Genomic DNA, 10,303 nt, shown 5'->3' on the forward strand with positions numbered 1-10,303 from the left:
TCAAATATAGCATATCAATATTGCTTTTTCAAGCCTAAAATGCTATATTCGGGCGGGTCAGGGGCCTATGATAAGGTTTTGACTTTTTTTCATTTTATGATACAATACGCATAAGACATTGAAGGAGTCGATTATATGCATAATAATAAGAAGTCAGACTTAATTTTAGATTCCATGCAAAAGCTTATGCTCAAAAAGGATACCCGCTCCATCTCCGTCAGCGAGATTGCCAGGGAAGCGGGGATCGGCAAGGGAAGCATTTATTATTATTTCAAATCGAAAGAGGAGATTGTAGACGCCGTGATCGAGCGTTCTTATTCTGACGCGATCCGGCAGGCTCAGGAACTGGTACAGGCTCCCGGCCTGGACGCGCTGACCAAAATGGAGATCATCTTCCGGACCTGCCGGGATTCTTCCATAGAGCTCTCCCGGCAGGAAGCCGGCAGCTATATGGAGCTTCAGCAGAGCGCCCTGCTGCACCAGCAGTATATCTATATCATGATCCGCAACCTGCGCCCTATCCTGGCCGACATCATCCGCCAGGGCAATCAGGAGGGGACTATCTCCTGCAGCTCTCCGGATGAGGTGGCAGAGATCGTACTGATCATCCTGACGATAAAATTTGACACCTATCTGTCGAATTCCGATCTGACGCAGACGCAGAAAACGCTGGATGTATTTACTTATATGCTGGAGACCAGTTTTCAGATCGAGAAGGGGCGGCTGGATTATATCTGGTCGGAATAAAGCACATCAACAAGAGGGGGAATCATTTTATGAGCAGCAGAAAAGACAACTATTTTTCAATACTGGATACCGGAAATATGTTCGAGGATTCCGGACACCGCACCCGATTTAAAGAATTGCTGGATTGTTACGGGGATTTCCCCTTTTTTTCAAAAGGATTGTGCAAATGCATGTATCTCTCCGCCTGGGATGAGGAGCATTTCTGCATCATGCTGGAGATCCTGACCGACCTGAGCCTTGGCCGGGAGACGAGCACCCGGGAAATGCGGGTCAAGGGGGAAGCCCTTGCCGAAGAACGCCATGACGCGGAATATTATGTCTATCAGCTTTCCAACGCATTTCTTGACAATGCGCCCTACCGCCTGCCGGAAGCGGCAGAAATCCCGCCGGAGATCCTCCGCATCATCTCCCGCGCCCTCCAGGCAGCCGAGCTGATTGATCAGGCATAGCTGCACCGGCCTCCGTCCGATACGGCATTGGACAGGGGCCGCTTTTTGTACCGCCGTTGATATCGTATCGTGACCGCCTGTTTATTGATCCCTTAACACAGAACTACGATCTTTCTCGGGGTTGTCTGAGGCGGGATGCTTCTGGTGGTCACTGTATAATAAACCAGAAGGTACCTGTTTCCGATGTCGCAGAAAAAGTTCTGGCCGTTGACGGTCTCGATCTCTGTACTGCGTGCCTGATTCAGATGAAGGGAATGATCCCCGGCAATCAGATCGCTGTCAAAATATTTCAGATCGATCTGCTCATTTTTTCCAAGCACGGCAATGATCACTGCGCGGTATTGGGGAGGATAGATCATCGACACTGGCAGGGTCTTATCGTAAAATGCGGCTACCCGCATTCCCGGGCGGAGCTGCCTGCAGTCGATCACCTCCGTCTCCTGATCTATGACAATGTTTACAATCCCCTCCTGCACGCGCAGGGTGACCATCTGGCTGCAGCAGCCGCTGCCCGTAAAATTCATGACAACGCCCACAGCCGAAACCAGATTACCATATTCCATAATAAAAGACTCCTTTCGCAGCGTACTTTAAAGCGCTGCTTTTTTATTTAAAATATGGAGTGCAGGCGGAAATGGTTCCTCGTCCCTGCTGCCGAACCGCAGATCCGAATACGGGATGCCCCTTGGGTATACCTTTTCGGACGAAGTCCGCTCGTCCCGCAGGGAGATGGGTTATGGGATGCCCCTTGGGTATACTTTTAACGATAGACAAAAAGTTCTGGAAATCTTGTACAAAGTGACAATTGACGTACAGGATATTTTGTGCGAAAATAACAGTAGTGTGATGTTAATTTAACATACCTTATCTCCATATCCGAAAAAAGCGGCCGGCCGTGTTTTTTTCGGATGGAACGGCGGAGGCGCTATAAGGTATCCGGCATTATACGAGAGAAAAATCATACATATTTGAAAGGAGTATTAACATGATTTATTCACATGAAGTAGAAATGATGTGTCCGGTAGCCCAGGGTGCGAATCACGGACCAGCTCCGATCCCGGAAGAAGCAAAATGGGTCAAAGCAAAAGAAGTAAAAGACATCTCCGGCTTTACACATGGCGTTGGCTGGTGTGCTCCGCAGCAGGGCGCTTGCAAGCTGACACTCAATGTAAAGGACGGTATCATCCAGGAAGCGCTCGTTGAGACGCTGGGATGTTCCGGAATGACCCACTCCGCGGCAATGGCTTCCGAGATCCTTCCGGGCAAGACCATTCTGGAGGCGCTGAATACGGATCTTGTATGTGATGCCATCAATACGGCTATGAGAGAATTATTCCTTCAGATAGTTTATGGAAGAACCCAGAGCGCATTTTCTGAGGACGGACTTGCGATCGGCGCAGGCCTGGAAGACCTTGGAAAGGGACTTCGCTCTCAGGTTGGTACCATGTATGGAACACTGGCAAAAGGGCCTCGTTATCTGGAGATGGCAGAAGGCTACGTAACAGGAATCGCGCTGGACGACAATGGTGAGATCATCGGATATAAGTTCGCAAATCTTGGAAAGTTTACAGATTTCATCAAAGCAGGCGATGAGCCGAATGTAGCATGGGAGAAGGCGCAGGGACAGTATGGTCGTGTTGCCGATGCTGCTAAGATCATTGACCCGCGTAAAGAATAATCTGACGATTACCAGGGGTTTCTAAAATAATTCAGGAGGATAATGAGATGGCTTTATTTGAATCATATGAGAGAAGAATTGATAAAATCAATGAAGTTTTGAACAGCTATGGCATTGCTTCTATTGAAGAGGCAGAGAAGATCACAAAGGATGCCGGACTTGATGTGTACAACCAGGTAAAGGGGATTCAGCCGATCTGTTTTGAAAATGCATGCTGGGCTTACACGGTAGGCGCTGCGATCGCGATCAAGAAGGGATGCAAGACCGCGTCTGACGCGGCAGCAGCGATCGGGGAAGGCCTTCAGGCTTTCTGTATTCCGGGATCTGTCGCGGATCAGCGTAAGGTAGGTTTAGGACACGGCAACCTGGGCAAGATGCTTCTGGAAGACGATACAGACTGTTTCGCGTTCCTGGCAGGCCACGAGTCCTTTGCGGCAGCAGAAGGCGCAATCGGTATTGCGGAAAAGGCAAACAAGGTTCGTAAAAAACCTCTGCGCGTCATCCTGAACGGACTTGGAAAAGACGCCGCAAAGATCATTTCCAGAATCAATGGATTTACTTATGTTGAGACAGATTATGACTACTTCACAGGAGAACTGAAGGAAGTACAGAGAATCGCTTACTCTGACGGACTTCGTTCCAAGGTAAACTGCTACGGAGCGAATGATGTACGCGAGGGTGTTGCGATCATGCACAAGGAAGGCGTTGATGTTTCCATTACCGGTAACTCCACCAACCCGACCCGTTTCCAGCATCCAGTAGCAGGTACTTACAAGAAGGAATGTGTAGAACAGGGCAAGAAGTACTTTTCCGTAGCATCCGGCGGCGGTACAGGACGTACACTGCATCCGGATAACATGGCAGCAGGCCCGGCTTCCTATGGTATGACAGATACATTGGGACGTATGCACTCTGACGCTCAGTTTGCAGGATCCTCTTCCGTACCGGCTCATGTTGAGATGATGGGGCTGATCGGCGCAGGCAACAACCCGATGGTCGGCATGACAGTTGCGGTTGCGGTTTCCGTAGAGGAAGCGGCGAAGGCAGGGAAGTTCTGAGAATGTATTTATGAAAATAAAAAGTACCGTAGCCGTCAAAGGTTATGGTACTTTTTTTCAACTAATTTATTTTCCAAATCACTAATCAGAATCATGGCGCGCCGGCTAATCGAAAGATTAACCCCTACTCTGCGGCCAACATCTCCGCCGCCAGCTCCAGCGCAGCCTTCACTGTATCCATCCGGTTCTGCTCCCGGTTCCCGTGAAGGTTCAGCCGCCGGACCTGTACCTCTCCCCGAACACAGCAGCCGATATACACCAGCCCCACCGGTTTTTCCGGCGTACCGCCTCCCGGTCCTGCGATGCCTGTAGAGCTTAAACCCACATCCGCGCCGGCCGCCCGGGCGGCGCCGGCCGCCATCTCATATGCCGTCTCTTCACTGACCGCTCCGAACTGCTCCAGAGTTTCCGCCCGCACTCCCACCAAACGCTGCTTTGCTTCATTCGAATAGGTCACGTAGGCCTCGCCGAACACGTCGGACGCGCCGGCCACATTGACCAGCGTTCCTGCGATCAGGCCGCCGGTACAGGATTCTGCCGCTGTGATCGTAAGATTTCGTTCCTTTAAAAGCCGGACCACCTGTTCCTCCGGGGAATCCGGGCGTCTGTTTTCCTGCATCCTACATTCCTCCCTGGGTCAGGACCTGCTTATTCTTCGCCACATAATCCACCAGAGAAATGATGGTGAGCGCCAGAGAGATCCAGATCAGAGCCTCGCAGATCAGGTCAAATACACCGCCGAAATCCGCGATCAGCAGGATCACCATCGCCATCTGGGAAACAGTCTTAAACTTCCCCCAGTAGCTTGCGGCGATCACGATCCCGTTGTCGGAAGCTACCAGACGAAAACCGCTGATGATAAATTCCCGGGCAATGATGATGATCACAAACCAGGCGGTAAGCTGGCCGGAATCGATCATGCAGATCATGGCGGAGCAGACCAGCAGCTTGTCCGCCAGAGGATCCATAAACTTTCCAAAATTGGTCACCAGATTATATTTCCGGGCGATCTTGCCGTCCAGAAGATCCGTCAGGCTGGCCACACAGAACAACACAAGCGCAATCCATTTATTGGCTGTTCCTCCCACATCTGTCAGCATAAAAAACACAAAAAATGGTACCATGATGATCCGCAATACCGTCAGTTTATTTGGCAAATTCATTCTACAAGTCCTCCTATCAAATCATATTCCAATGCACCGGTTACTCTGACCTTCGCGAAATCGCCGGACAGCAGCAATTCTCCTGTCTCCACAAAGATCATCCCGTCCACGCCGGGGGCATCCCGATACGTCCGCCCTACGTATGCATTTTCGTCCGTTACACGACCCTCAATCAGAACCAGTACCTCCCGGCCCACCATAGCCTCGGCATTTTCGAACGCAATCTCCTGCTGCAGCTCCATGATCTCGGCCTGCCGCTCCCGCTTCACTTCTTCTTCAATCTGATCCGGCATCTCTGCCGCAGGAGTATCCTCCTCCGGCGAATAGGTAAATACCCCCAGCCGTTCAAATTCCATCTGGTCTACAAAGTCTACCACTTCCTCATGTTCTTTTTCTGTCTCCCCGGGAAATCCGGTGATCAGCGTGGTTCGAAGGCAGATATCCGGGATCTCCCTGCGCAGCTTCTCCAGAATCTCAATCAGCTGCTGCTTAGACGTTCTGCGGCCCATCCGTTTCAGGATCCGGTCATTGGCATGCTGGATCGGCAGATCCAGGTAATGGCAGATCTTCGGCTCTTCCTTTATGACCCGGATCAGTTCATCCGTAATCTCCTCCGGGTAGCAATACAGAATGCGGATCCACCGAAGCCCTGTAATCCTGCATAATCTGCGCAGGAGCTCGGGCAGCTTCTTTTCCCCGTAAATGTCCTTTCCGTACAGGGTCGTCTCCTGGGCCACCAGGATCAGCTCCTTAACCCCCTGCTCCGCCAGCTCCTCTGCTTCCTTTAACAGCCGTTCCATCGGCACGCTGCGGAAGCTTCCCCGGATCCTGGGGATGATGCAGTAAGTACAGTGCTTATCACAGCCTTCCGCAATCTTTAAGTAGGCGTAATGCCCTCCTGTCGTCACCAGCCGCTTCGTCTCCACAGCAGGAAGGGACTGCAGATCCGCAAGCCGCACCTCCGGCTGTCCCGCAAGCGCCGCATCCAGTGATTCCAGAATCTGGTCATAGGCGGTCGTCCCCAGCACCGCGTCTACCTCCGGGATCTCATCCAAGATCTCCTGCCGGTAACGCTGGGCCAGGCATCCTGTCACGATGAGCGCTTTCAGGCATCCTGTCTTTTTATATTCCGCCATCTCCAGAATATTCTGGATGCTCTCCTCCTTGGCATCGTGGATAAAGCAGCAGGTGTTGATGATGATCGCCTCCGCCTCAGCCTCGTCATCCGTCATCACATGCCCGCGGGAGGCCAGAAGCCCCAGCATCACTTCCGTGTCCACAAGATTCTTGTCGCAGCCCAGAGAAATAAATAAAATCTTCATAATTTGTTCTCCATCTGTCTTTTCCTGACGGTTCCTAAAACAAGACGGCTATCACCTATAGCAGATAGGGATAGCCTGTCTCTCGTATCACTCTGTCACTGCTTCCACCTCCGGAATCTCTTCCGTCAGCGGTTCCTCTTCCAATACTTCCTCTGTCAGCGCTTCCTCAAATGCCTGCTCCTCTTCCTCGGCAGCCGCACTCTCTGCGATGATCTTTAATTTCCCTTCATTCAGTTCCTGGATTGCCAGGGAAAGCGGCTTTGCCTCGCTCTTTATATTGACCATCGGCAGCTCGCCGTCGATGATCTGCCTGGCCCTTTTGGATGTGGCAAGTACGATAGAATACCGGCTGTTGACAATTTTTGTCTCGCCCTCTTCCACATCCTTATTCACCACTTTCATCAAATCTGTATAAGACGGATGCAACATACTTCTTATTCTCCTTTCAATCTCTGCAGATCCTGCTTGATCTTTTCCATAAATTCCGTATTCCGGAAGCTCTTTCGGTGCTCTCCCTGGACAATGTCGTGCAACTCCTTCGCACACCGCTCCAGGTCGTCGTTGATGATCAGATAATCATACTGATCCATACCGTCCGCTTCCTCCACGGCCCGCCTGAGCCTGGAATCAATGACTTCCTCAGTCTCCGTCCCCCTACACGTCAGCCGGTGCTTCAGCTCTCCCGCCGTCGGGGGTGTGACAAACAAAAGCACGGTCTTCGGAAATGCCTTCTTCACCTTCATGGCCCCCTGAATCTCAATCTCCAGGATGACGTCCTTCCCTTCCTCCAGCTTCTGCTCCACATAGGCGCGGGGCGTTCCATAGTAATTATTTACATATCTAGCATACTCTATCAGCTGATCCTGCGCAATCATTTTTTCAAATTCTTCTGTAGTTATGAAAAAATATTCTCTGCCGTCTTCTTCTCCATCGCGCGGCTGTCTTGTAGTCGCAGAAATCGACAAGGTATACTGTCCGGGATGATTTTTTAAAAGCTCCTTCATCAGTGTGCCTTTTCCCGCCCCGGAAAAACCGGATACAACGATCAAAATCCCTTTGGAATCCATCATACGCTTCACCTCATCTTGAATGATCTACGGAACAGCAGACCTCAGACCCGTCTGCTGCGCAGACTATCCGCTGTTTACACAGCTCCTGTCTGAGGTTTTGGGCGTTCCGCCCAATAGCAGTATGAAAAATCAGCCCTTGCAAGTAAACTTGCAACGTCTGTTTTTTCATACTACTGCTGTTCTGAATCGTTACTCAATATTTTGAATCTGCTCTCTTATTTTTTCGATCTCTGTCTTCAGGCTGATCGCGTAATTCGAGATCTCCTGGTCATTGGCCTTGGACAGGATCGTGTTGGCTTCACGGTTCATCTCCTGTGCGATGAAGTCCAGCTTCCGTCCGATCCCCTCGGGCTCATCCAGTGTATCGCGCATATGAGAAATATGGCTCTTTAAGCGAACCACCTCTTCGTCCGTGCAGATCTTGTCCGCAAACAAGATCACCTCCGCCGCAATCCGGCTCTCTTCCATCTGCACATCCCCCAGCAGCTCCCGGACCTTCTCTTCCAGCTTCGCTCGGTACTGCGCCGCGATCTCCGGGGAATGCTCTTCAATCCCAGCGATCAGAACCTCCATCCCGGAAAGCTTCGCAAGGATATCCTTTTTCAAATGCTCTCCTTCGGTTGCCCTTGCTGCCACAAACTGCTCAAATGCTCCTTCCAGAACCGTCCTCAGTCCCTTCCACAGCTCTTCCTCATCTACGGTCTGCTCCTCCATCGTCAGCACATCCGGACACCTTGCCAATGTCGCCAGGCTCAGATGGTCATCCAGACCAAATTCCTCTGCCATCTGCCGAAGGTACTTCACATACTCCCCGGCAAGCGCCGCATTGTACTTCAGGCTTCCCTGCGCTTCGGATACATCCTCATACATAATGAAAATGTCAATCTTCCCGCGGCTTGCGTAATTTTTCAGCAGCGTCCGAATCGCACTGTCAAAAAAGTTCAGCTTCTTCGGCATCCGGATATTCACATCCAGATACCGGTGGTTTACACTCTTTAACTCTGCCGTAAACTTCCGGGAATCCTGCTGATACTCGCATCTTCCAAAACCCGTCATGCTCTTGATCATGATTCTCGCCCTCTATAGTCTATCATATTTTACACTTATCAAATTCATGTATGCCCGTTTATTATAACCCTGAAATGCTGGTCCGGTCAACTCTTTGATCTGAACTTTTCGACTTTATTACACGGCTTGAGGTCAATCCGAAAATTTTTTAAAATTTCTCTTTACATTTCCGCTCTAATCCCATATAATAGTATTCGTTGGCGGGGTGTGGCTCAGTTTGGTTAGAGCGCACGGCTGGGGGCCGTGAGGTCGCAGGTTCGAATCCTGTCACCCCGATTTTCTTTTATATCCAGGTTTTGTTCTGAATTGCAGAGAGTTTTTTCAGCCGGTAGTATAACATTTCATGTTATACTATTTTTTTATGTATAAAAAGAATTGCTCAGCCCAATACTGGCATTTCTTTTTTAGATATGATATGCTGAAAAAGTCTATCAATAAGACTTCTCATTTCTTGAAATCCGGTTATCATGTGTATGATTTATGTGTTTTTCCTTCTTTGGAATCAAAGCATCGTCAAATTCATTTGTATTTACGTTTCTGATACAAACCACGTGGTAAATACGCCCTTTTCGACATTTACCGCGAACCTTTTACCAGACAGGAGGAAAAACCACATGACTTACAAAGATGAAAAACGAGGCACCTGGTATTGTAAATTTTATTATATTGACTGGACGGGCGTACGGCGTCAGAAGATGAAACGCGGCTTTAAGCTGCAGCGTGACGCAAAGGAATGGGAACGTATTTTTCTCGAAAAGCAGTCCGGAAGTCCCAATATGACTTTCCAGGCACTCTATCAATTGTATCTGGAAGATATTCAATCACGTTTGAAGCGTTCTTCCGTAAATTCAAAAAACCAATGTGTGGAGAGCCGGGTGCTACCCTTTTTTAAGGACAAACCCATCAATCAGATCACGGCGGCTGATGTCCGGAAATGGCAGAATCATCTGATAGAGGATGGTTTAAAGCCCACCACACAGCGTAATATCAACGGACAGCTGAACGCCATATTGAATTTTGCGGTCAAATATTACGGCCTTCCGCAGAATCCCTGCAAGGTAGCCGGTCTGATCGGGAGCAGCAAGCCAAAACGGATGCAGTTCTGGACACATGAAGAATTTAAAACACTGATCGCCTGTGTAAAAAATCCGACGCACCATGTCCTGTACAGCATTCTTTACTATGCGGGACTTCGATGCGGTGAAGCCCTGGCCCTTACCCCGGCGGACATTGACCTGGAGAAAAAAGTCATCCATGTGACAAAAACATTTCACAGGATTCATGGAGAGGATGTCATTACCTCCCCCAAAACCTCCAACAGTATCCGCACCGTTCCGATCCCGGATTTTCTGTGTGATCAGATCCGCGCGTATATCCAGGAAACCTATGGTCTGAAAAAATCGGACCGGCTGATCCCTCTGGTCAACACCTCCATCCGTATCCCGCTGAACAACGTGTGCGAACGCGCGGGGATAAAACAGATCCGTGTACATGATATACGCCACTCTCATGTTTCCCTGCTGATCGAGATGGGTTTTCCCGCCATTCTGATTGCGGAACGGATTGGAGATACGGTCGATATGGTGAATAATATATACGGTCATTTGTACCCAAATCGGCACGAAGAAGTGGCAGATATGCTGCAGGCGTTAGTATCAAAATAGTTGCATGAAGGGGAACGTGGAGGTGAGGAAGTATGATGCGGCGAGAGGTGGGGGATTTTGTATTACATCAAAGAAGATTGTTGC

Annotated in this window: 12 protein-coding genes and 1 tRNA gene; 6 read left to right on the forward strand and 7 right to left on the reverse strand. The window is 49.8% G+C overall.

Annotated elements, in window-relative coordinates:
- Positions 1 to 135: 135 nt before the first annotated feature.
- Positions 136 to 747 carry a TetR/AcrR family transcriptional regulator gene (locus ACTOY7_RS10475; protein ID WP_160282384.1) on the forward strand — a complete coding sequence of 204 codons (612 nt, stop codon included), beginning with the start codon at positions 136 to 138 and terminating at the stop codon, positions 745 to 747.
- 29 nt (positions 748 to 776) lie between these two features.
- Positions 777 to 1,196, forward strand: coding sequence for a hypothetical protein (locus ACTOY7_RS10480; RefSeq protein WP_160282385.1), 420 nt, complete (start codon positions 777 to 779; stop codon positions 1,194 to 1,196).
- Between the two features lie 92 nt (positions 1,197 to 1,288).
- Here ACTOY7_RS10480 and ACTOY7_RS10485 read toward each other — a convergent pair whose 3' ends face one another.
- Entirely contained in the window at positions 1,289 to 1,759 is a 471-nt protein-coding gene (locus tag ACTOY7_RS10485) for a hypothetical protein (protein WP_394683937.1), read from the reverse strand.
- A 422-nt stretch (positions 1,760 to 2,181) separates the two neighbouring features.
- Here ACTOY7_RS10485 and ACTOY7_RS10490 point away from each other — a divergent pair, with 422 nt between their 5' ends.
- Both ACTOY7_RS10490 and ACTOY7_RS10495 read left to right on the forward strand, forming a co-directional pair.
- A complete protein-coding gene (locus ACTOY7_RS10490) occupies positions 2,182 to 2,874 on the forward strand; it encodes an iron-sulfur cluster assembly scaffold protein (RefSeq protein ID WP_016294562.1) in 693 nt (230 codons plus the stop codon).
- Positions 2,875 to 2,921: 47 nt separating this feature from the next.
- Positions 2,922 to 3,932 (forward strand): GGGtGRT protein, encoded by a 1,011-nt coding sequence (locus ACTOY7_RS10495; RefSeq protein WP_394683938.1) that lies wholly within the window; start codon positions 2,922 to 2,924, stop codon positions 3,930 to 3,932.
- Positions 3,933 to 4,056: 124 nt separating this feature from the next.
- Here ACTOY7_RS10495 and ACTOY7_RS10500 read toward each other — a convergent pair whose 3' ends face one another.
- The 6 genes from ACTOY7_RS10500 to ACTOY7_RS10525 all read right to left on the reverse strand — a co-directional run bounded on the left by ACTOY7_RS10500 (position 4,057) and on the right by ACTOY7_RS10525 (position 8,555).
- Positions 4,057 to 4,551, reverse strand: a complete 495-nt coding sequence (locus tag ACTOY7_RS10500; protein WP_482670567.1) for a CinA family protein — start codon at positions 4,549 to 4,551, stop codon at positions 4,057 to 4,059.
- Between the two features lies 1 nt (position 4,552).
- The gene (pgsA, locus tag ACTOY7_RS10505; protein ID WP_016294568.1) at positions 4,553 to 5,095 is read right to left on the reverse strand and encodes a CDP-diacylglycerol--glycerol-3-phosphate 3-phosphatidyltransferase; all 543 of its coding nucleotides are present in this window, start codon (positions 5,093 to 5,095) and stop codon (positions 4,553 to 4,555) included.
- Complete coding sequence (gene rimO, locus ACTOY7_RS10510) at positions 5,092 to 6,417, reverse strand: 30S ribosomal protein S12 methylthiotransferase RimO (protein ID WP_482670566.1); 1,326 nt, start codon at positions 6,415 to 6,417, stop codon at positions 5,092 to 5,094. Before rimO ends, pgsA begins: the two co-directional genes overlap by 4 nt.
- An 87-nt stretch (positions 6,418 to 6,504) precedes the next feature.
- A complete protein-coding gene (gene rpoZ, locus ACTOY7_RS10515; protein ID WP_482670565.1) occupies positions 6,505 to 6,846 on the reverse strand; it encodes a DNA-directed RNA polymerase subunit omega in 342 nt (113 codons plus the stop codon).
- A gap of 5 nt (positions 6,847 to 6,851) precedes the next feature.
- Complete coding sequence (gmk, locus tag ACTOY7_RS10520) at positions 6,852 to 7,484, reverse strand: guanylate kinase (RefSeq protein ID WP_394684104.1); 633 nt, start codon at positions 7,482 to 7,484, stop codon at positions 6,852 to 6,854.
- A 192-nt stretch (positions 7,485 to 7,676) separates the two neighbouring features.
- Positions 7,677 to 8,555 carry a YicC/YloC family endoribonuclease gene (locus tag ACTOY7_RS10525; protein ID WP_482670564.1) on the reverse strand — a complete coding sequence of 293 codons (879 nt, stop codon included), beginning with the start codon at positions 8,553 to 8,555 and terminating at the stop codon, positions 7,677 to 7,679.
- A 201-nt stretch (positions 8,556 to 8,756) separates the two neighbouring features.
- Between ACTOY7_RS10525 and ACTOY7_RS10530 the strand changes: the two genes are divergently transcribed.
- A tRNA-Pro gene (locus ACTOY7_RS10530) sits at positions 8,757 to 8,831 on the forward strand.
- Between the two features lie 338 nt (positions 8,832 to 9,169).
- Positions 9,170 to 10,219, forward strand: a complete 1,050-nt coding sequence (locus tag ACTOY7_RS10535; RefSeq protein ID WP_160284959.1) for a site-specific integrase — start codon at positions 9,170 to 9,172, stop codon at positions 10,217 to 10,219.
- Positions 10,220 to 10,303: the final 84 nt, after the last annotated feature.

It is taken from the genome of Schaedlerella sp., from assembly GCF_056796775.1.

What these genes read in the sequence shown, in the direction of transcription:
- ACTOY7_RS10475 (WP_160282384.1), top strand. Translation starts at nt 136, where the DNA reads ATGCATAATAATAAGAAGTCAGACTTAATTTTAGATTCCATGCAAAAG.
- rpoZ (WP_482670565.1), bottom strand. Translation starts at nt 6,846, where the DNA reads ATGTTGCATCCGTCTTATACAGATTTGATGAAAGTGGTGAATAAGGAT.
- rimO (WP_482670566.1), bottom strand. Translation starts at nt 6,417, where the DNA reads ATGAAGATTTTATTTATTTCTCTGGGCTGCGACAAGAATCTTGTGGAC.
- ACTOY7_RS10525 (WP_482670564.1), bottom strand. Translation starts at nt 8,555, where the DNA reads ATGATCAAGAGCATGACGGGTTTTGGAAGATGCGAGTATCAGCAGGAT.
- ACTOY7_RS10485 (WP_394683937.1), bottom strand. Translation starts at nt 1,759, where the DNA reads ATGGAATATGGTAATCTGGTTTCGGCTGTGGGCGTTGTCATGAATTTT.
- ACTOY7_RS10480 (WP_160282385.1), top strand. Translation starts at nt 777, where the DNA reads ATGAGCAGCAGAAAAGACAACTATTTTTCAATACTGGATACCGGAAAT.
- ACTOY7_RS10500 (WP_482670567.1), bottom strand. Translation starts at nt 4,551, where the DNA reads ATGCAGGAAAACAGACGCCCGGATTCCCCGGAGGAACAGGTGGTCCGG.
- ACTOY7_RS10535 (WP_160284959.1), top strand. Translation starts at nt 9,170, where the DNA reads ATGACTTACAAAGATGAAAAACGAGGCACCTGGTATTGTAAATTTTAT.
- pgsA (WP_016294568.1), bottom strand. Translation starts at nt 5,095, where the DNA reads ATGAATTTGCCAAATAAACTGACGGTATTGCGGATCATCATGGTACCA.
- gmk (WP_394684104.1), bottom strand. Translation starts at nt 7,484, where the DNA reads ATGGATTCCAAAGGGATTTTGATCGTTGTATCCGGTTTTTCCGGGGCG.
- ACTOY7_RS10490 (WP_016294562.1), top strand. Translation starts at nt 2,182, where the DNA reads ATGATTTATTCACATGAAGTAGAAATGATGTGTCCGGTAGCCCAGGGT.
- ACTOY7_RS10495 (WP_394683938.1), top strand. Translation starts at nt 2,922, where the DNA reads ATGGCTTTATTTGAATCATATGAGAGAAGAATTGATAAAATCAATGAA.